Origin of the sequence: Streptomyces sp. NPDC046887, from assembly GCF_040644755.1 — a bacterium.
Classification (GTDB): Bacteria; Actinomycetota; Actinomycetes; order Streptomycetales; family Streptomycetaceae; genus Streptomyces; species Streptomyces lichenis.
The window spans coordinates 1-18,534 of sequence record NZ_JBEYXH010000004.1 but is presented as its reverse complement, the minus strand read 5'-3'; the positions used below and the strand labels follow the sequence as shown (position 1 = coordinate 18,534).

Below are 18,534 nucleotides of genomic sequence, written 5' to 3'. Positions count from 1 at the left end.
GGGCCGTGGGCGCCGCGCGGCGGGGGCGGGACCGCCGGGCCGAGGTTCTGCACCCGGCCCCCGGGCGGCCCCGGTTCTCCGGCGGGGAGCCGCCCTCCACCGCCGTGGTGGGTGGCGGGATCGCCGGGCTCGCCGCGGCCACCGCGCTGGCCGAACGCGGCATCAGGGTCACCCTCTACGAGCGGGAACCGCAGCTCGGCGGGCGGCTGGCCGGCTGGTCCACCCGGCTCGCGGACGGCTCCGAGGCCACCATGAGCCGCGGCTTCCACGCCTTCTTCCGGCAGTACTACAACCTGCGCGGTCTGCTGCGCCGGACCGATCCCGGGCTCACCCGGTTGACGGCTCTGCCCGACTACCCGCTGCGCCACCGCTCCGGGCTGACCGACGGCTTCGCCCGGGTGCCGCGCACTCCGCCGCTCAGCGCCGCCGGGTTCGTCGCCCTCAGCCCCAGCTTCGGCTGGCGCGACCTCGCCGCCCTGGACGCCCGGGCCGCGCTGCCGCTGCTCGACGTCCGGGTGCCGGAGGTGTACGAGCGGTACGACGGTGTCAGCGCGTACGACTTCCTGCGCGCGATCGAGTTCCCCGAGGCCGCCCACCATCTGGCCTTCGAGGTCTTCTCCCGCAGCTTCTTCGCCGACCCGCGCGAACTCTCCGCCGCCGAACTGCTGGTGATGTTCCATATCTACTTCCTCGGCTCCTCCGAGGGGCTGCTGTTCGATGTGCCCAGCGAGCCCTATCCGCAGGCGCTCTGGGAGCCGTTGGCCGGCTATCTGGCCTCGCTCGGCGTGGAGGTGCGCACCGGCGTGCCGGTGCACTCCCTGCGCCCGCTGCCCGGTGGGGACGACGAGCTGGAGGTGGCCAGCGGCTCCGGGAGCGAGCGCCACCAGGCCGCGGTGCTGGCCTTGGACACCGGGGGGCTGCGGGAACTGGTGGGCGCGTCGGAGGGGTTGGGTGATGCCGGATGGCGGGCGAATGTCGCCGGGCTGCGTACCGCGCCGCCGTTCCTGGTCTCCCGGCTCTGGCTGGACCGGCCGCTCGCACCGGACCGGCCCGGTTTCCTCGGCACCAGCGGTTACGACGGGCTGGACAACGTCAGTGTGCTGGACCGCTGGGAGGGCGAGGCGGCCCGCTGGGCGGCGCGCAGTGGTGGCTCGGTGGTGGAGCTGCACGCCTACGCCGTCGACGAGGGCGCCGAACGCAAGGAGATCCAGGAGCGGATGGTGGCCCGGCTGCACGAGGTGTACCCGGAGACCCGGGACGCCCGGGCCGTGGACGTACGGCATGAATGGCGGGCGGACTGCCCGGTGTTCCCGGTCGGCGGCCACCCCCGCCGCCCCGGGGTGCGCACCCCGCACCCGGCGGTGGTGCTCGCCGGTGACCTGGTCCGTACCGATCTGCCGGTGGCGCTGATGGAGCGGGCCGCCACCACCGGCTTCCAGGCGGCCAACGCCCTGCTGGCCCGCTGGGGGGTGAGCGGCCAGGTGCTCTGGACCGTCCCCCGGGCCGGCCGCTCCCGGTTGCTGCGCGCCCTGGCCCGCCGGGCGGGCGGCTGACGACACCTGGCCAAGGGGCTGTCAGGATAGGAGGCGTGGGGGAGTGGATGCGGCGGGCGCCTCGGGCGGTGGTGGCCGTGGTCTGGCTGATCGCGGCCCTGCTGCTTGCCGTGGGCACCACCGCCCATCTCACCGACCTGCTCCGCCACGGGCCGCGCCCCTATGACTGGGCGCCGCTCTGGCTCAACCTCTACTGGACCTCGCTGACGCTGCTCGACCCGCTGGCCGCCCTGCTGCTGCTCGGCGGCCACCGGCGCGGCCTGGACCTGGCCTGCGCCATCGCGGTGAGCGATCTGGCCGCGGGCGCCTATGCCGTATACGGCCCGCTGCACAGCTCGCTCATCGAACAGGCTGGGCTGCAACGGCTGCTGGGCTTCGCCCTGCTGGTGACCGGCGCGGCTCCGTTCGTCCGCCGCCACCTCTCCCGGTAGCTCACCCAGTCGGCTCAGCCCGGGAAGCGGCCGGTGGAGCGCAGGGCCCAGCGGCGTTCGGCGTAGGCCAGGTCATCGCGCCACAGCCGGCCGGCGGCGCGGCGGATCAGGGGGCGCAGAGCCGGGGCGGCGGCGCGGGCCAGGGCGAAGCCGCGGCGTTCGGAGGCGGCGACCACCGCCTCCACCACCGCGGTCCTGGGGTGCGGGTCGGCGCGGGCGGTGAGCGGGGTGGCGTGGGTCTCCACCACCGAGCCGGCGCCCTCCCCGTCGGTGATGTGCATGACGACGGTACGGGGCTCGGGGGCCGTGAACACCGCCCGCACCGGCACCACCAGGCGCTCCGCCACCCGGAACGACACCTCCACCGCGAAGCCGTCCTCCTCGCCGGAGCCGCCGCAGCCGCCGCCCCGGGGGGTGTCCACCACCCGCAGGTCCACGAAGGAGTACGGGTGGAACCAGGAACCGTGCCAGGGGTCCAGCCGGTTGGCGACCACGTCCTCCGGCTCGCACCGCCCGACCGCCGTGTAGACCGCGTCCACCGCGCCTGCGGGGGCCGGGCGGATCGGGACCACCGGGCGGTCCAGCGGCTCCTCGCCGCCCACCGCGTCCAGCCGCACCCAGGCCAGCACCCCGTCGTCGTACGCCGGGAAGGGCTCCCAGCCGGCGAACGGGGCGCCGTCCAGGGCCAGTCCATGCCAGTGGCAGACCAGCGTGCCGCACACCACCCGGCTGTCCTTCAGGGGGGCGCCCAGGTGGGGGCAGACGCCGGGACCGGCGCGGAGCGCACCGCCTCCGTCCCGCCAGACCACCACCTCCACCCCGGCGACGGTCCGGCCCGCCGGGCGCCCGTCGGCGGTGATGTCCCGGGCGGCGCCGACCGCGAACCAGTTGCCGGAGGGGCGGGCCGAGGCCCGTTTCAGGGCGTCCGCGATCAGGGCGGGCCTGGCCTGCCGCCAGGTCGGCTGCTGGGCCGCCCAGCCGGGGCCCCGGCGCAGCCGCAGCGGCGAGGTCCAGCGTCCCCGCCCCGTACCGCCGCTCACCGGGCGCCCTCCTCGCCCACCGCCACCGGGCGCGGGGGAGAGGGCGGGGTGGCGCGGGCGGCCAGGATCCGGAGCAGCCCGGCGGCCGCGGTCGCCGCCCGGCGCCGCCGGGGCACCACCGAGCGCCGGTGCAGCACCGCGTACCCGTCCTCGGCGATGGCGTCCAGGATCCCCCCGTACAGCACGAAGGCGGTACGGATGCAGGGGCGCGTCCGCGGCTCCAGCATGGCGATACCGGGCTCCGCCTCCCGGTAGACGCCCCGGGTCAGCTCGGCGGCGGCGACCAGCGCGGCCCGGATCCGCGGGTCCCGGCGGCCGGTGCGGCGGCTCCACTCCAGCAGCAGCCGGTCCACCCCGTGCGCGGCCAGAAGATCACCGGGCAGATAGATCCGGCCCCGCTGGAGGTCCTCGCCCACGTCCCGCAGGAAGTTGGTCAGCTGGAACGCCACCCCGAGGGCCGCCGCGTGCGGCGCGGCCTCCGTACGGTCCGTCACGGTGCCGAGGACGGGCAGCATCTGGAGGCCGATCACCGCCGCCGAGCCGTGCATATAGCCGCGCAGTTCCCGGTAGGTCGGGTAGTCGGTGACGGTGAGGTCGGCCCGCATGGAGGCCATGAAGTCGGTGAACAGTGCCGGGTCGATGGCGTACCGCTCGGCGGTGTCGGCGACCGCCCGCACCACCGGCTCGTCGCCGCCCCGCCGCCGCAGCCCCGTGGCCAGGTCCTCTTCCAGCACCTTGAGCAGCCGGTCGCGTTCGTCGGGGGTCTCGCGCCGGTCCAGCCCGTCCACGATGTCGTCGGCCCAGCGGGCGAAGCCGTACAGGGCGTGCACCGCGCACCGGCGCTCCACCGGCAGCAGCCGGGTGGCCAGGAAGTAGGTGCGGCCGTGCCGGGCGTTGAGCTTCCGGCAGGTGGTGTACGCGGTGCGCAGGGCGGGATCGGTGATGCCGGCGGCGTCCAGTTCGCGGCGGGTCATCGGCGCCCCCGGTCGGGGAGAGCCGGGGCCGCCGGGCCGGGGGTGGAAGGGGGCATCGCGCCTGCTTTCGGGGGCCGGGTGGCGGGCGGGGCCCAGGGGGTGCCCGGTGCCGTGGCGCGCCGGGTGCGGGCGGGGCGGCGGCGGTCGGCGCCGGTGATCCGGGCCGCGGCCAGCTTTCCGCTGATCAGTACGGTGGGGACGCCCACGCCCGGGGTGGTGCCGCAGCCTGCCAGCACCACGTTCTCCAGCCCGCGCACCAGGTTCCGCGGCCGGAACGGGCCCGTCTGGGCGAAGGTGTGCGAGACGGAGAAGGGGCTGCCCGCGCCATGCCCCTGGGCCGCCCAGTCGGCCGGGGTGACCAGCACCTCCCGCTCGATCGCCGCGCCGAAGCCGGTCAGCCCCCGGCGCTCCAGCTCGGCCACCAGGCTGTCCCGGTAGCCGGGCGCCAGCTCGGCCCAGTCCCGTACCGAGGGACCGGTCACCGTGTTGGGGCAGGGCGCCAGCACGTAGTGCAGATGGCGACCGGGCGGGGCGAGCCCCGGATCGTGCGCGGTCGGCCGGGTGATCAGCAGCGAGGGATCGCTCATCAGCCGCCCGGTGCGGGTCAGCTCCTCGAAGGTCCGCTCCCAGGCCGCGCCGAACGACAGGGTGTGATGGGCCAGTTCGGGCCAGGTGCGGTTGGTGCCGGCGTGCAGCACCACCGCCGAGGGGGAGTGCCGCAGGGCGAGGGGGCGGCGTGGCGCCCGGCCCAGCAGCCGGTGGACCACCGGCAGATCGGGGGTGAGCACCACCGCGTCGCAGCCGATCCGCTCCCCGGTGGACAGCCGCACCGCCCGCACCCGCCCGGCGGACCGCTCCAGCTCCGCCACCCCGGCCGACCAGCGCAGCTCGGCCCCGGCCCGCTCGGCCGCCTCGGCCATCGCCGTGGGCAGGGCGTGCATCCCACCGCGGGGGAACCACACCCCGGCCACCGTGTCCATATAGGCGATCACCGCGTACGCGGCCAGCGCCCGGGCCGGAGCCACCCCCGCGTACAGCGACTGGAAGGAGAAGATCCGCCGCAGCCGCTCGTCGGAGAGATGGCGGCCGATCCGCCGGTCCAGCCGGCCGAAGCCGCCGAGCGCGGCCAGCCGGGCCAGGTCCGGGTGGAGCAGCTGGGCGGGGGAGTCGAAGTTGGTGTCGATGAACCGGCGCATCTGCGCCCGGTACAGCCGCTTCAGCCAGGACCGCAGCTCCCGGTAGCCGGCCGCCTCGGCGGGGCCCGCGAACCGTCGGACCTCCTCCTCCATGGCGTCCCCGTCGGTGTGTACGTCGATCCGGGAGCCGTCGGCGAAGCAGGCCCGGTACGCCGGAGCGAGCGGCACCAGCTCCACGCGCCGGTGCAGACTGTCGCCGACCGCGGCGAACGCCTCGTCGGCCAGATGCGGCATGGTCAGCACGGTCGGCCCGGTGTCCGCCAGATAGCCGCCGAACTCCCGCCGCCCGGCCCGCCCGCCGGGACCGTCCGCCCGCTCGACCACGGTCACCCGCCGCCCCGCGCCCAGCAGATGGAGCGCCGCCGCCAGTCCGCTCAACCCGGCGCCCACCACCACGACATGGCCCGTGGGCCCCGGAACCGTCCTCATACGTCCTCCGTCCGGGGTCGGCCTGCGCTGGGAACCCGCACACCGGCGGCCCGTTCGACCAGGGCGGCGAACTCCCGGCGTACCGGCTCCTCGGCCCCCGACCCGGCGAAGTGGCGCAGACTCGCCCCGGCCAGCTCGGCGATCCGCGCCTCCACCGCCGCCCGCGCCCCGGTCCGCTCGATCGCCGCGCGCATCCGGGCCACATCCCGCGCCCCGGCGGACGCCCCGCCCGCCGCCAGCGCCTCGGCGGCGGCCGCGTCCCCGGAGCCGGCCGCCGACCGGGCGGCCACCGCCAGCAGATAGGTGAGCTTCCGTCCGCGCAGATCCTCGTCGGCGGGCTTGCCGGTGGCGGCCGGGTCCCCGAACGCCCCCAGCAGATCGTCCCGGAGCTGGAAGGCCAGGCCCGCGCACCGCCCGGCGGACCGCAGCGCCGCGGTGGTGGCCGGATCGGCCCCGGCGGCGGCCGCGCCGAGCGCCAGCGGCCGCTCCACCGTGTACAGGGCGCTCTTCAGACAGGCGATGCGCACCGCGTCGGCCGGTGAGGAGGAGCCCTCCGCCTGGGCCCGGATGTCCAGATACTGACCGGCCACCATCTCCCCGCGCATGGCCGCCCATTCGCGCTGGAGGGCCGCGCCGTGCGGCGAGCCGAGGGCCGTCTCGGCCAGCAGGTCGTCGGCCCAGGCCAGCACCAGGTCGCCGGCGAGAATGGCGGCGGAGGCGGCGAAGGCCTCCGGCGGCCCGAGCAGCCGGCCGGTGCGGTGCAGCCGGGCGAACTCGGTGTGCACGGCGGGCGCCCCGCGCCGCCGGGGCGAGCCGTCCATCACGTCGTCATGGATCAGCGCACAGGCCTGGAGCAGCTCCAGCGCCGCCCCGATCCGGACCACATCCGCCGCGCCGCCGCCGTCGGCGGGCTGCCCGACCCGATCCGCGCCACCACCGTCCGCCCGGCGGTCATCGCCCCCGTCCACCGCGCGGACGCCCGGCTCCGTACCGCCGCCGTCTGCCGGACTGCCGTCCCGATCCGCGCCGCCCCCGGCCGCCGGGCGGACGCCCAGGTCCGTACCGCCGCCGGCCGCGCGCCAGCCGCACCAGGCGAAGGCGCAGCGCAGCCGTTTGCCGCCGCGCCCGACGAAGGCGGTGACCCGGGTGACCAGCTCCTCGGCGAAGACCGGGTCCACCGCGCCGGCGCCGCGTCGCTTCCCGGCGAGATGGCCGGCCAGGAAGTGTTCGACGGCCCGGACGGCCTCGATGACGGGCGGGGCGGGTGGCGCGGGCGGGGCATGTGCGGCACCGGCGCCGGCGGGTGTGGTCCGCGGAGCAAGCATGCAGGCCCCTTTCGCGAGCGGCCCCCGGGGGCCGGGGCGCCTGACAGCCGCGGCCCCTGACCTCGGCTGTCGTCATGCCTGCCCTCTTCGCGGCCGTTCCCGGGACCGGTCACCCGGTCGGCGGAGGCCTCCGGCGGCTATCCGCCGGTCGCGGGGCGCGGCGGGCGCACCATGGCCCAGACCGTCGGGCCGTCCTCACCGAGCCGGACCTCTCCCCGTATGGCGAAGCCGAAGTGCTCGTAGAAGGGCAGATTGGCCGGCTTGGAGGACTCCAGGCAGACGGGCAGACCCGCCGCGTCCGCCTTGGCCAGCCCCGAGCGCAGCAGCGCGGCGCCATGGCCCTGTCCCTGGGCGGCCGGGTCGGCGCCGAGCAGCGCCAGATACCAGTGCGGCTCACCGTAGGCGTGCGCGGCGGCCGTCTCGACGGCCGCCCGGAACACCTCCACCCGGTCCCCGAGGATCTCCTGGAGTCGGCGGATGGTCTCCGCGTCCGGGACGGCCTTCTCCTGCCCCTCCGGCGCCACCCAGAAGGCGACCGCCGAGCCGGTGCGCTCGCACACCCCGTGCTGGGCGTACTGGCCGGTGAAGAGCGTGGCGAAGTAGCGGCCCAGCCGGTCCTGGCGGGTGGCGCCGTCGGGGAAGAACCAGCGCATCATCGGGTCGTCGTCGAAGGCCAGGGCCAGGGTGCGGCTGATCAGCGGGGCATCGTCGAGCGTCGCCGACGTCGGAGCGTTCATGATCGACATGACGATCATTCTGCCCACCCGGCCCCCGCCGCGACGAGGCGGGGGCCTCCCGAACGTCAGTCCTGAGCCCCGCGGTCGGTACGGGACAGCGCGCCGGGCCACCAGGCCTTGGGGCCGATGTCCAGCACCAGCGCGGGCACCAGCAGCGAGCGGACCACCAGGGTGTCCAGCAGCACGCCGAAGGCGACGATGAACGCGATCTGCGCCAGGAAGGCCAGCGGGATCACGATCAGCGCGGCGAAGGTGGCCGCCAGCACCACACCCGCCGAGGTGATCACCCCGCCGGTGGTGGTCAGCCCGCGCAGCACGCCCTCGCGGACCCCGTGGCGCAGGCTCTCCTCCCGTACCCGGGACATCAGGAAGATGTTGTAGTCCACGCCCAGCGCCACCAGGAACACGAAGCCGTAGAGGGGGACGGAGGCGTCGGTGCCGCTGAAGCCCAGCAGATGCTGGAAGACCAGTGAGGAGACGCCCAGGGTGGCCAGGAAGTTGAGCGCCACCGTCGCCACCAGCAGCACCGGGGTGAGCAGGGAGCGCAGCAGCAGGATGAGGATGAGCAGGATGATGGCGAGGACCACCGGCACGATGAGGGTGCGGTCCCGGGAGGCCGTCTCCTGGGTGTCGTACTGCTGCGCGGTGTAGCCGCCCACCAGCGCCTGCGCGCCCGGCACCGCATGGACGGCGGTACGCAGCCGGGCCACCGTCTGCTTGGCCGCCTCGCTGTCGGCGGGCGAGGCGAGGGTGGCGTCCACCCGCACCGCGCCCTCCACCACCAGCGGTTCGCCCTGGCCGGGCCGGCCGGAGGCGGTGCGCGGGACGGCCGAGGAGACGCCCTCGGTGGCGGCCGCGGCCTGGGCCACCTGCTCGGCCCGGTCCGCCCTGGCGATGATCACCGCCGGGTTGCCGGAGCCGGCCGGGAAGTGCCGGGCCAGGGTCTCCTGCGCGGCCACCGAGGGGGCGTCGTTGACGAAGATCTCGTCCAGCGGCACACCCTTGGAGGACAGTGAGGGCGAGAACGCGGCGAAGACCGCCAGCACCACGGCGGTGGCCGCCCACACCCGGCGCGGCGCCCGGCCCACCAGCGCGGCGACCCGCCGCCACACCCCGTGGCCCTCGGCCGTGGCGTCCGAGGGCTTGGGCTTGGCCGGCCAGTACGCGGCCCGGCCCAGCAGCACCAGCACCGCGGGCAGGAAGGTCAGCGCGCTGAGCACCGCGCAGACGATCCCGATCGCGCCGACCGGGCCCAGCGCCCGGTTATTGGTCAGATCGCTGGCCAGCAGCGCCAGCAGGCCCAGCGCCACGGTGGCCGCGCTCGCGGTGATCGCCCCGGCCGACCGGCGCACCGCGGCCACCACGGCCGCCATCCGGTCCTGCCCGGCCGCCAGCTCCTCCCGGTAGCGGGCCGCCAGCAGCAGCGCGTAGTCGGTGGCCGCGCCGATCACCAGGATCGACAGGATGCCCTGCACCTGCCCGTCCACCCGCACCACATCCCGGTCGGCCAGCGCGTACACCACCGCGCAGGCCAGCCCCAGCGCGAACACCGCGCCCAGGATGATCACGAACGGCAGCAGCATGCTCCGGTACACCAGCAGCAGGATCACCAGCACCGCGATCAGCGCTACGCCGAGCAGCAGCCCGTCGATCCCGGAGAACGCGTCCGACAGATCCGCCTGGTTGGCGGCCGGCCCGGCCAACTGCGCCCGCGCGCCCGGGACGTCGGACACCGCCTTCCGTACGCCGTCCAGCGCGGCCGGCAGCTCGTCACCGAGACCGGACTCCAGCGGGATGACGGCTTGGAGCGCCTCGCCGTCCTCGGACGGCAGTACGGGGGAGGGGCGCCCGGCCGCGCCCGGTGCCTCGGCCGCCTCGCGCACCGCGGCGGTGGCGGCGGCCCGCTGCGCGGCGTCGAGCCTGCCGCCGCCGTCGGCGGTCCACACCACGATCACCGGCAGCGTCTGCTCCCGGTCGAACGCCTTCTGCTCGTCCAGCACCCGGGTCGACTCGGCGCTGCGCGGCAGGAACGCGGCCTGGTCGTTGGTCGCCACCTCGCCGAGCTTCCCGGCGTACGGACCGAGGGTCCCGCCGATGCCCAGCCACACCAGCAGCAGCACCACCGGCACCAGCCACCTGACCCACCGCCGTGATCCGGCAGCCGTCCCCGAAGCCATCGCGTCCTCCTCCGTCCGGCCCAGCACCCTGAACCGGAGTGTGCCACTCATTGACTATCTCAATCATCAAGATATCGGTTCGGGGATCTTATGCTGGTCGGATGCACGGCTCCGACACGCCCCCGGCCTCCTTCCCGCCGAACGGCCCCACCGATCCGGTGGGGTTGCAGGGCTTCGCCGTGCTGCTGCGCCGGATGAACGCCGAGTTCAACCGCATCGCCCAGGAGTTCGCCCAGGCCCATGGGCTCCATCTGACCGACGTCCAGGCGCTGATCGCCATCCTTGACGCGGGGGCGCGGCCGGGCGGGGACGGTGACGACGAGGGGCCGATGACACCCGGACGGCTGCGCCGCCGGCTCAACCTCACCTCCGGGGCGATGACCGCCTGCCTGGACCGGCTCGAACGCTCGGGACACGTCCACCGGGTCCGGGCGTCCGACGACCGCCGGGTGGTCCATCTCCACTACGCCGAGGCGGCCCGGGAACTGGCCCGCGACTACTTCCAGCCCCTGGCCCGCTCCACCGACGCGGCCCGCGCCCACTTCACCCGGGCGGAGCTGCTGGTGGTGGTCCGCTTCCTGGACGCGATGAACGAGGAGCTGGACCGGTTGCGCCGCTGACCCGTCCGAGGTGCGGGTGCGCACCCCGCCCATGACAGTGGCGGAGCCGGGAACGCGCACGGCGATCCGGCGAGCGGAAGGACACCCGCCATGGCGAAGAAGCAGGAGAAGCAGGGCAAGAAGCTCTCGAAGGGCGATGACGTCAGCTGGCAGAGCCACGGCCAGGAGGTCGAGGGCACGGTGAAGAAGAAGGTCGAGAAGCGCACCGAGGCCGCCGGGCGGACCGTGGACGCCTCCAAGGAGGAGCCGCAGTACGAGGTGGAGAGCGACAAGACCGGCCGGAGCGCCGTGCACAAGCCCGAGTCGCTGCAGAAGAAGAAGGGTGGCGGCGGCTCGTGAGCGGTGATGGGGAGAAGGACCGGCAGAAGACGCTCGACGGGTTCGGCGAGGCCGTCAACATGACCGCCGGCGAGCTGGAGAAGTGGCTGAAGACCGACGAGTCCCGGAGCGTCGGCCAGAAGAAGGACGGCGGCGGCGAGTCCACCGGCCATGCCTCCGGCCGGCGGATCGTGGAGCTGCTGCGCGCCGGGAAGGGCGATCTGGACGCGGACGACCTCGCCCATATGCGCAAGGTCACCGGCTATGTGCACCGGCATCTGAAACAGCGCCCCTCGGGCGACACCACGAACACCGCATGGCGGTACTCGCTGATGAACTGGGGCCACGACCCCGGGAAGTAGCCGGGCCATCGACCGTGCGGGGCCCGATCACCGTGAAAGGGCCCCGCGCGCGGACGGCTACAGCGCCTGCTCCGCCGGTACCCGGGCCCCGTCGCGGACGCCCCCGCCGCCGTCCGCGCCGAGGGTCCCGCCCGGACCCGTGAGGGCCGGTGCCGCGTCCGGCAGGCGGCGGGCCCGCGCCCGGGCCTCCTGGGCCAGGGCGATCCGGCGGCGGCGTACGTAGTCCCGCACCGTGGAGTACGAGGCGGCGGTGAAGTCCTCCTCCACCCGCAGCCGTTCGACGATCCCGCGGATGGTGTGGCCGCGCCGGGCGGCCGCCTCCAGCTCCTGGAGCAGCATCAGCTCGATGGCCGGCTTCACCGGGTCCAGCACCGAGCTGCGCCGCCGCGCCCGGCGCTCGGGCAGCGGCAGCGACAGCGCCTCGGCCACCACCGCGCGGGAGACCTTGTAGCGCATGGCCAGCTCCTGGAGCCCGGTCTCCGGGGCCCGTTCATGGTCCCGGCGGATCCGTTCGAGGATCCACTCTCGCGATCTGTACACCGGCCCTCCTCGGGCGAAGCGGGGTGGCGGCACCGCCGATGCGCGGCCGACGGCCGGCGAGCAGGGATTCCGCTGCCCCACGGGGAATGTTAGATTAGGTGAGCCTAACCTAAGTAAGGGGTTTCCTGGATGGTTCTCGCCAAGCTCCGGCCCGCCGGGCCGAGCACCGCCGAGCGGATTCGGTCCGTCGTCGCCGCCGCCGGTTCGCTGAGCCTGACGACCGACGGCAACTGCTACGACCTGATCGCCATGCACACCGTGGACCGCGCCGGGGTGTTGCGGCTGCACACCCCCGCCGACAGCCTCCCGGCCGTGGAGGCCGTCTGCGCCCCGGACGGGGCCCTGCGGGCGCTGCTGGAGTTCACCGACCTGGCCCCGGCCCTCACCCGGGACCGGGTACGGGCCAAGGTCACCCTCGCCGGTGTCCTCACACCCTGTCAGACGCAGGACACCCCGGACGCGTTGGTCCTCCGGCTGGATCCGGCGCGGGCCGCCATCGAGTGCGGCGGGCTGGTGGAGCAGGTGGAGCCGGGCCCGCTGGCCGCGGCCGCCCCCGATGTGCTGGCCCTGGAGGAGGCGGCCATGCTGGTCCATCTGGACGAGGACCACCCGGACATCGTGGAGCGCCTCGCCCTGCTGGCCGGCCCGGAGCCGCGCCGGGACGCCCGGGTGCGCCCGCTGGCGATGGACCGGTACGGGATCGTGCTGCGCTTCGAGTACCCGGACCACCACGAGGACGCCCGGGTGGCCTTCCCGGTGCCGGTCCGGTCGGCCGGCGAGGTCCGCCGCCAGGTCGAACGGCTGCTGTCCCGCGCGTACGCCCCCCGAGAGCGGCGCCGGACATGAGCGGGACGGACACGGCGGCGCGGCTCCACCCGGTGCCCCGCGCCGCCGCGCCCGCCGCTCCCGTACCACCCGCCGTACCGTCCCCGTCCGTTGACGCCCCGCCACCGCCCGCCGTCCCGCGGCCGTCCCCGCTGCCGGTGACCGGCGGCCATGACCTGGTGGGCGCCATCATCCGGGCCGCGCCCCGGGCCGCGGCGCTCTACACGCCGCCCGCATCACCCCCGTACGTACCGCCGCCCGCCGAGGCCCCCGAGGAGTGAGGCGACCGGCGCCCCCGCGGCTTCCCGCCGGGTGCGCCGGTCGCTCGCCGACGTGCTGAGGCCCGCTCAGCCGGAGAACCGGAAGAGGTTGAACCGGTAGGACTCGGCGTCCTTCCGCTGGAGCACGGCCATCGCCCGCACCATCAGCCGGTAGTGGAGCGGCAGCCGGGCCCGTACCGCCGGGGGCAGAGAAGCGAAGGTGCGGGACTCGCGCAGCTCGACCGGGGCCCAGGAGGTGACCTCCGCCGGGTCGTCGCAGCGCCAGCGCATCCGCGCCGCCATCGCGGCCAGCACATCGTGGCCGTCCTGGGTGTCGATCATATGGGCGCTCGCGGTCTCGGCCGCCAGCCAGGCGCCCGGCAGCCGTTCGGCCACTGCCTCGAACACCCCGCGGACCTCCTCCTGTGGGAGGTAGAGGAGCACCGCCTCGGAGGCGATGAAGTACGGGCCCGGGGCGGAGGCCCGCACGTCCTCCAGCCAGGACGGATCGGTCACCGAGGCGGCGATCATCCGCCGCCGGTCGGTGTCCTGGAAGAACTCCCGGCGCAGCGCGATGACATCGGGCAGGTCCAGGTCGAACCAGTGGACCGTGCCGTTGTCGAGCCGGTCGAAGCGGGTGTTCAGCCCGGTGCCCACCTCGACCACGGTGCCGCCCGGGTGGCGCCGCAGGAATGCGGCCACCCAGGCGTCGAACAGCAGGGTGCGCAGGGTGGAGCCCGGCAGGCTGCGGGCTCCGTCCCACTTGGCGAAGTCGTAGTCGATCGCCTCGACCATCTCGACGGCCCGCGGGTCGTCGATCATGCCGCGCCGTTTGCGGGTCTCCACGGCCCGGCCGTACAGCGGGATGAGCAGGGTCTCCTGGACGTCCCCCAGGCGGGGGGCGCGCCGTTCCTCGGGCATGGTCCGTCCGTCCTCTCCTCGTTCCGCCGCCGGGCCCGTCCCGGAGGGGTTGTCAGAACACGTGGTCGGTGCGGGTGACGTAGGCGCAGCGGCCGGCCGCCCACTCCAGCGCCATCTGATGCTCCCGCTCGGAGAAGTCCGCCACCGCGTCGGCCACGACGAAGGCCTGGATGTCCTGCATCCAGGCGTCGCAGGCGGTCATCAGCACACCGATGTGGGCGTAGATCCCGGTGACGATCAGCTGGTCGCGGCCCTGCTCGCGCAGCCGCTCCAGCAGGTCGGTGCGGACGAAGGCGCTGTACTTCCACTTGGTGAGGAGGGTGTCGCCGGGCTCGGGGGCCACCTCGTCGGCGATGGCGGCCGCCTGCTCGTCGGCGGGGATGCCGGGGCCCCAGAAGTCCTGCTGGAGGCCGCGCTGTTCGGGGGTCTGGCCGCCGGGCTGGGCGGTGTAGACGACCGGGACGCCGAGCCGGGCGGCGTCCTTGCGCAGCCGGGACACATTGCCGAGCAGCGCGGTGACCGGCTCCGCCTCCCGGTCGAAGGCGGAGAGGAAGTAGTTCTGCAGATCGTGGACGAGGAGCACGGCGCGGTCGGGGTCGACGCGCCAGTCCACCCGGTTGGCCGGCAGGTCGCGGGGGCGTGGCATCGGGTAGGGGGCGACGGCGGGCAGGGCCATGGCGAGGGTTTCCGTTCGTGGGGCGGGAGGCCGCGGCCCCCGGGTGGGGGCCGCGGCCGTCAGCACTGGTGGGGTGGGTCAGGCCGCCGGGGCGGCGCGCAGGTCCTTCTTGGAGACCTTGCCGACACCGGTCTTGGGGAAGGCGTCGGTGAACACCACCCGGTCCGGCACCTTGTAGGCGGCCAGGCCCCGGCCGCGGACGAACGCCTTGAGCGCGGCGGCCTTCACCGGCTCCGCGTCGGCGCGCAGGATGACATAGGCGCAGGTGCGCTCGCCGAGGTACGGGTCGGGTTCGGCGACCACATTGGCGTCGTGCACGGCGGGGTGGGCCAGCAGGTGGTTCTCCACCTCCTCGGCGGCGATCTTCTCGCCGCCGCGGTTGATCTGGTCCTTGGCCCGGCCCTCGACCACCAGATGGCCGCTCTCGGTGAGCCGGACCAGGTCGCCGGTGCGGTAGAAGCCGTCCTCGGTGAAGGAGCGCCGGTTGTGCTCGGGCGCCCGCCAGTAGCCGCGGATGGTGTACGGGCCGCGGGTGAGCAGATGGCCGGTGGCGCCGGTGGGCAGGTCCTCGTCCTCGTCGTCCACGATCCGGATCTCGTCGTCGGCGGAGATGGGCCGGCCCTGGGTGGTGACGATGGTCTCCGCCGGGTCGTCAAGCCGGGTGTAGTTGACCAGGCCCTCGGCCATGCCGAACACCTGCTGGAGGGTGCAGCCCAGCGCGGGCGTCACCCGCCGCGCCGCCTCCTCGCTGAACTTGGCGCCGCCCACCAGCAGCACGTCCAGGCTGGACAGGTCGTGCGCGGTGCGGGTGGCGGCCTCCGTCCAGACCAGCGCCAGCGGCGGCACCAGACCGGTGATGGTCACCCGCTCCCGCTCGATCAGCGGGAAGGCGGTGTCCGGGGAGGGCGACGGGCAGAGCACCACCCGGCCGCCGGCGTACAGGGTGCCGAGGGTGCCGGGGGAGGAGAGCGGGAAGTTGTGCGCGGCGGGCAGCACGCAGAGGTAGACGCTCTCCTCGGTGACCCCGCAGAGCTCGTTGGAGCCACGCAGCGAGTAGATGTAGTCGTCGTGGGTGCGCGGGATCAGCTTGGGGGTGCCGGTGCTGCCGCCGGACAGCTGGAGGAACGCCAGCGCGTCCGGGGCCGGTTCGGTCAGCGCGACCGGCTCGGCCGGGAGGTCGGCCAGGCTCTCGAAGGCGCCCGCGTCCCCGCCGGCGACCAGGACATGGCGGACGGTCGGGGCCTTGGCGCAGACCACGGCGGCCAGGGTGCGGTAGTCGTAGCCGCCGTGCTCGGCCGGGATGACATAGGCCACCGCCTCGGCGAACGAGCAGAAGTAGGCGATCTCCGACTCGCGGTGCGCGGGCAGCGCGAAGACCGGCAGCGCGCCGATCCGGAACAGCGCGAAGACGACCTCGAAGAACTCGGCGGCGTTGGGCAGTTGCACCACCACCCGGTCGCCGCGCCCGATGCCCCGGGCGGTCAGTCCGGCGGCCAGCCGGTCGGCGCGCCGGTCGAGTTCGCCGTAGGTCCAGGTGCGCCGGCCGCCGTCCGGGCCGCCCGCCGGGTCCACGATCGCGATCCGGTCGGGGTGGGCGGCGGCCCGCTCGCGCAGCATCGCGCCGAAGGTCTCACCGCGCCAGTGGCCGGCCGCCCGGTAGCGCTCGGCGTACTCGGCCGGCCAGGTCGGCGCGTCGGCGTCCACCGTGGACGCGCAGGGCGTGCTCACAGCTCGGCTCCCACGGCGCTGAGGAAGGTGCGGAACTTCGCGGCGGTCTCCGCGGTCTCGGCCTCCGGCTCGGAGGCGGCGACCACCCCGGCCCCGGCGTACAGCCGCAGCGAGCTGCCCTCGGCCTCGGCGCAGCGGATGGTGACGACCCATTCGCCGTCACCGTCCGCGTTGCCCCAGCCGACCATCCCGGTGAAGAAGCCCCGGTCGAACGGCTCGGACTCGCGGATCACCTGGCGGGCCAGGTCGGTGGGTGTGCCGCAGACCGCCGGGGTGGGGTGCAGGGCGCAGGCGATCTCCAGCGCGGAGGCCTCCGGGTCCGCCAGCTCCCCGGTCACCGTGGTGGACAGGTGCCACATGGTGGCGGTGCGGATCAGGGTGGGGCGCTCGGGCACGGTCATGGCCGAGCAGTACGGGGCCATGGCCTGGTGCACCGCGTCCACCACCACGGCGTGCTCGTGCAGGTCCTTGGCGGACTGCAGCAGCGCGGCGGCGCGCCGGACGTCCTCGGCGAGGTCGGCGCTGCGCGGGGTGGAGCCGGCCAGCGGGTTGGCGACCAGCCGGTTGCCCTTGCGGGAGACCAGCAGTTCGGGGCTGGCGCCCAGCAGGGTGCGGCCCGGGTGGGTGGGCAGCGCGAAGGTGTAGCCGCCGGGGTCGCGGCGGGCCAGCCGCTGCACCATGCCGGGGATGTCCAGGTCGCCGGGGGTGGTCAGCTCCAGCGAGCGGGCCAGCACCACCTTGCTGAACTCGCCCTGCCACATGCGGTCCACGGCGTCCTTGACGGCCTGGCCGTACACCTCCGGCTCCGGGTCGGCGCGCACTACCCAGTCGACCGGCGGCGGGGTGGGCGAGGGCAGCGCCACCAGCGGGTCGGTGGTGAGCGCCGGGCCGGTGCGCAGCGCCTCGGGGACCACCAGCGCGGCGGGCGCGGTCTGGTCGAAGGGTATGGCGCCGATCACCACCGGTGCGGGGTGGCGCTCGGACCGGGCCTCGCGCAGGGTGCGGGCCACCCGCTCGGGCAGCGGCTCGGAGCCGTGCTCCACGGTCCGGTGGACGCCGTGCGCCAGCAGGGTGCGGGTGGGGGTCGCCAGCAGCCGGTCGGCCGGGCGGTAGGCGTCCAGCAGGGTGGTGGCCGCCCCCACGGCGGGGTGCGCCGGTGCGGCCGTCGGTCTGGGCGGGGCGACCTGGGGGACCGTCGACACGTCGGGCTCCTTCGGTTTCGGTATCGGTGGTGGGGCGTTGCGGGCAGAGCGCGCCCGGCGGCCGGCTGCGGCCTCGGGCGGTGGGGCGGGGAGGGGTCGGTGGGCGCGGCGGTGCCCCGGCTAACGGGGCCGGCCGCGCGGAACGGGCCCGCGGATCAGCGGAGGGTGGCGCCGCCGTCCACGTAGACGTCCTGCATGGTGATGTGGCGGGCGCGGTCGGAGGCGAGGAAGACCACGGCCTCGGCGACGTCGGCGGGGTCCGCGATCCGGCCCAGCGGGATGCCGGTGCGGTACGAGGCGAGGTCGCCGTCGACGACCCGGCGCTCCGCCTCGGGGGCCTCCCACAGCGAACGCTGCATCGGGGTGTCGGTGGAGCCCGGACAGACCACGTTGCAGCGCACCCCGTGCGGGGCGACCTCCAGGCCCAGGCACTTGGTGAACATCACCGCGGCGGCCTTGGAGGCGGCGTAGGCGGCCATCCCGGCGCGCGGGATGCCGGCCGCGTTCGACGCCACCGTCACCACCGAGCCGGCGCCGCGGGCGGTCATCCGGGTGGTGACGGCCCGGGAGACCTGGAAGACCCCGGTGGTGTTGACGGCCAGCACGTGGGCCCAGTCCTCGTCGGAGGTCTCGGCGACCGGGCCGGTGCGCAGGATTCCGGCCACGTTGACCAGCAGGTCCACCGGCCCGAGTTCGCGCTCCACGCGGTCCACGGTCTCCGTCACGGCGGCCGGGTCGGTGACGTCGAGCAGGTAGGCGGTGGCCGAGCCGGCCGCCGGGTCGTCCCGGAACTTCTCGTCGAGCGCCGCGACGGTGTCCCGTACGGCGGGGGAGCGGTCCGCCGCGGCCACTGCCGCGCCCTGGCTCGCCAGCGCCGCCACGACCGCCTCACCGATACCCTGGGCGGCACCCGTCACCAGGGCGACCCGGCCGGTGAACTCCCCCCGGAGCCCGCTGCTGTAGGACACCATCACACTCCTTCGTTTAGGTAAGCCTAACCTAAACCTGTCGTTGCGCCTACCAGGGGCCGGGTCCCCGCGACCTCCACCACCCCGGCCAACCGCCGCCCGGCCCGGTCGATTTGCCGTCCGGCGTGAGGACATGGACGTGCCGCGGTGCGCCGGGGCGGGATGGTGTTGGCCATCAGATGGTCGAAGCCGTAGTGGAGGAAGGCGGAGGGCACGATGTCGCGCAGCTCGCCGGTGTCCCGCGGGCTGACC

19 protein-coding genes and 1 pseudogene are annotated in these 18,534 nt (G+C 75.1%); 7 read left to right on the top strand and 13 right to left on the bottom strand.

Translation table 11 applies throughout. The annotated features are described in order from the left end of the window. The first annotated feature begins 5 nt into the window (after positions 1-5). Together ABZ945_RS06285 and ABZ945_RS06280 are read left to right on the top strand one after the other, a co-directional pair. Positions 6-1,553, top strand: a complete 1,548-nt coding sequence (locus ABZ945_RS06285) for an FAD-dependent oxidoreductase (protein WP_361264747.1) — start codon at positions 6-8, stop codon at positions 1,551-1,553. 35 nt (positions 1,554-1,588) lie between these two features. Next, entirely contained in the window at positions 1,589-1,984 is a 396-nt protein-coding gene (locus ABZ945_RS06280) for a hypothetical protein (RefSeq protein ID WP_361264744.1), read from the top strand. Between the two features lie 14 nt (positions 1,985-1,998). On the opposite strand, the gene ABZ945_RS06275 is transcribed toward ABZ945_RS06280, so the two are convergent. The 6 genes from ABZ945_RS06275 to ABZ945_RS06250 all read right to left on the bottom strand — a co-directional run bounded on the left by ABZ945_RS06275 (position 1,999) and on the right by ABZ945_RS06250 (position 9,862). Continuing rightward, positions 1,999-3,024 (bottom strand): DUF5914 domain-containing protein, encoded by a 1,026-nt coding sequence (locus ABZ945_RS06275; protein WP_361264742.1) that lies wholly within the window; start codon positions 3,022-3,024, stop codon positions 1,999-2,001. Next, a complete protein-coding gene (locus tag ABZ945_RS06270; RefSeq protein WP_361264739.1) occupies positions 3,021-3,998 on the bottom strand; it encodes a phytoene/squalene synthase family protein in 978 nt (325 codons plus the stop codon). Before ABZ945_RS06270 ends, ABZ945_RS06275 begins: the two co-directional genes overlap by 4 nt. Further along, on the bottom strand, positions 3,995-5,623 hold the full coding sequence (gene crtI / locus ABZ945_RS06265; protein ID WP_361264736.1) for a phytoene desaturase family protein: 1,629 nt from the start codon (positions 5,621-5,623) through the stop codon (positions 3,995-3,997). The genes ABZ945_RS06270 and crtI overlap by 4 nt, the downstream gene beginning before the upstream one ends. Then, entirely contained in the window at positions 5,620-6,948 is a 1,329-nt protein-coding gene (locus tag ABZ945_RS06260) for a polyprenyl synthetase family protein (RefSeq protein WP_361264733.1), read from the bottom strand. Before ABZ945_RS06260 ends, crtI begins: the two co-directional genes overlap by 4 nt. 137 nt (positions 6,949-7,085) lie before the next feature. Further along, entirely contained in the window at positions 7,086-7,703 is a 618-nt protein-coding gene (locus tag ABZ945_RS06255) for a GNAT family N-acetyltransferase (RefSeq protein WP_361264730.1), read from the bottom strand. A gap of 47 nt (positions 7,704-7,750) precedes the next feature. Next, positions 7,751-9,862 (bottom strand): MMPL family transporter, encoded by a 2,112-nt coding sequence (locus ABZ945_RS06250; protein WP_361265270.1) that lies wholly within the window; start codon positions 9,860-9,862, stop codon positions 7,751-7,753. 101 nt (positions 9,863-9,963) lie between these two features. On the opposite strand from ABZ945_RS06250, the gene ABZ945_RS06245 reads away from it, so the two are divergent. The 3 genes from ABZ945_RS06245 (at position 9,964) to ABZ945_RS06235 (ending at position 11,162) form a co-directional block, all read left to right on the top strand. Continuing rightward, positions 9,964-10,482: a MarR family winged helix-turn-helix transcriptional regulator gene (locus ABZ945_RS06245; RefSeq protein WP_361264726.1), complete on the top strand. Its 519-nt coding sequence runs from the start codon at positions 9,964-9,966 to the stop codon at positions 10,480-10,482. A 90-nt stretch (positions 10,483-10,572) separates the two neighbouring features. Next, complete coding sequence (locus tag ABZ945_RS06240; protein WP_361264723.1) at positions 10,573-10,821, top strand: DUF2945 domain-containing protein; 249 nt, start codon at positions 10,573-10,575, stop codon at positions 10,819-10,821. Further along, a complete protein-coding gene (locus tag ABZ945_RS06235; RefSeq protein ID WP_361264720.1) occupies positions 10,818-11,162 on the top strand; it encodes a DUF3140 domain-containing protein in 345 nt (114 codons plus the stop codon). The genes ABZ945_RS06240 and ABZ945_RS06235 overlap by 4 nt, the downstream gene beginning before the upstream one ends. A 57-nt stretch (positions 11,163-11,219) precedes the next feature. Here ABZ945_RS06235 and ABZ945_RS06230 read toward each other — a convergent pair whose 3' ends face one another. Then, positions 11,220-11,702 carry a hypothetical protein gene (locus ABZ945_RS06230; protein WP_361264717.1) on the bottom strand — a complete coding sequence of 161 codons (483 nt, stop codon included), beginning with the start codon at positions 11,700-11,702 and terminating at the stop codon, positions 11,220-11,222. Positions 11,703-11,831: 129 nt separating this feature from the next. On the opposite strand from ABZ945_RS06230, the gene ABZ945_RS06225 reads away from it, so the two are divergent. After that, positions 11,832-12,548 carry a DUF2470 domain-containing protein gene (locus ABZ945_RS06225; protein ID WP_361264714.1) on the top strand — a complete coding sequence of 239 codons (717 nt, stop codon included), beginning with the start codon at positions 11,832-11,834 and terminating at the stop codon, positions 12,546-12,548. Continuing rightward, a complete protein-coding gene (locus ABZ945_RS06220; RefSeq protein WP_361264711.1) occupies positions 12,545-12,808 on the top strand; it encodes a hypothetical protein in 264 nt (87 codons plus the stop codon). The genes ABZ945_RS06225 and ABZ945_RS06220 overlap by 4 nt, the downstream gene beginning before the upstream one ends. A gap of 66 nt (positions 12,809-12,874) precedes the next feature. On the opposite strand, the gene ABZ945_RS06215 is transcribed toward ABZ945_RS06220, so the two are convergent. From ABZ945_RS06215 to ABZ945_RS06190, 6 genes and pseudogenes are all read right to left on the bottom strand, one after another. Beyond that, positions 12,875-13,708, bottom strand: coding sequence for a class I SAM-dependent methyltransferase (locus tag ABZ945_RS06215; protein WP_361264708.1), 834 nt, complete (start codon positions 13,706-13,708; stop codon positions 12,875-12,877). 52 nt (positions 13,709-13,760) lie between these two features. Next, the gene (locus ABZ945_RS06210; RefSeq protein ID WP_361264705.1) at positions 13,761-14,384 is read right to left on the bottom strand and encodes an isochorismatase family protein; all 624 of its coding nucleotides are present in this window, start codon (positions 14,382-14,384) and stop codon (positions 13,761-13,763) included. A gap of 78 nt (positions 14,385-14,462) precedes the next feature. Next, positions 14,463-16,112, bottom strand: coding sequence for a (2,3-dihydroxybenzoyl)adenylate synthase (locus ABZ945_RS06205; RefSeq protein ID WP_361264702.1), 1,650 nt, complete (start codon positions 16,110-16,112; stop codon positions 14,463-14,465). Next, positions 16,109-17,314 (bottom strand): isochorismate synthase DhbC, encoded by a 1,206-nt coding sequence (dhbC, locus tag ABZ945_RS06200; protein ID WP_361264699.1) that lies wholly within the window; start codon positions 17,312-17,314, stop codon positions 16,109-16,111. Before dhbC ends, ABZ945_RS06205 begins: the two co-directional genes overlap by 4 nt. 155 nt (positions 17,315-17,469) lie before the next feature. Further along, on the bottom strand, positions 17,470-18,285 hold the full coding sequence (locus ABZ945_RS06195) for a 2,3-dihydro-2,3-dihydroxybenzoate dehydrogenase (protein ID WP_361264697.1): 816 nt from the start codon (positions 18,283-18,285) through the stop codon (positions 17,470-17,472). Positions 18,286-18,308: 23 nt separating this feature from the next. Beyond that, positions 18,309-18,534 (bottom strand): annotated as a pseudogene (locus ABZ945_RS06190) (hypothetical protein); the annotation flags it as partial.

What these genes read in the sequence shown, in the direction of transcription:
- ABZ945_RS06240 (WP_361264723.1), top strand. Translation starts at nt 10,573, where the DNA reads ATGGCGAAGAAGCAGGAGAAGCAGGGCAAGAAGCTCTCGAAGGGCGAT.
- ABZ945_RS06260 (WP_361264733.1), bottom strand. Translation starts at nt 6,948, where the DNA reads ATGCTTGCTCCGCGGACCACACCCGCCGGCGCCGGTGCCGCACATGCC.
- crtI (WP_361264736.1), bottom strand. Translation starts at nt 5,623, where the DNA reads ATGAGGACGGTTCCGGGGCCCACGGGCCATGTCGTGGTGGTGGGCGCC.
- ABZ945_RS06215 (WP_361264708.1), bottom strand. Translation starts at nt 13,708, where the DNA reads ATGCCCGAGGAACGGCGCGCCCCCCGCCTGGGGGACGTCCAGGAGACC.
- ABZ945_RS06225 (WP_361264714.1), top strand. Translation starts at nt 11,832, where the DNA reads ATGGTTCTCGCCAAGCTCCGGCCCGCCGGGCCGAGCACCGCCGAGCGG.
- ABZ945_RS06245 (WP_361264726.1), top strand. Translation starts at nt 9,964, where the DNA reads ATGCACGGCTCCGACACGCCCCCGGCCTCCTTCCCGCCGAACGGCCCC.
- ABZ945_RS06210 (WP_361264705.1), bottom strand. Translation starts at nt 14,384, where the DNA reads ATGGCCCTGCCCGCCGTCGCCCCCTACCCGATGCCACGCCCCCGCGAC.
- ABZ945_RS06250 (WP_361265270.1), bottom strand. Translation starts at nt 9,862, where the DNA reads ATGGCTTCGGGGACGGCTGCCGGATCACGGCGGTGGGTCAGGTGGCTG.
- ABZ945_RS06220 (WP_361264711.1), top strand. Translation starts at nt 12,545, where the DNA reads ATGAGCGGGACGGACACGGCGGCGCGGCTCCACCCGGTGCCCCGCGCC.
- ABZ945_RS06195 (WP_361264697.1), bottom strand. Translation starts at nt 18,285, where the DNA reads ATGGTGTCCTACAGCAGCGGGCTCCGGGGGGAGTTCACCGGCCGGGTC.
- ABZ945_RS06270 (WP_361264739.1), bottom strand. Translation starts at nt 3,998, where the DNA reads ATGACCCGCCGCGAACTGGACGCCGCCGGCATCACCGATCCCGCCCTG.
- ABZ945_RS06255 (WP_361264730.1), bottom strand. Translation starts at nt 7,703, where the DNA reads ATGATCGTCATGTCGATCATGAACGCTCCGACGTCGGCGACGCTCGAC.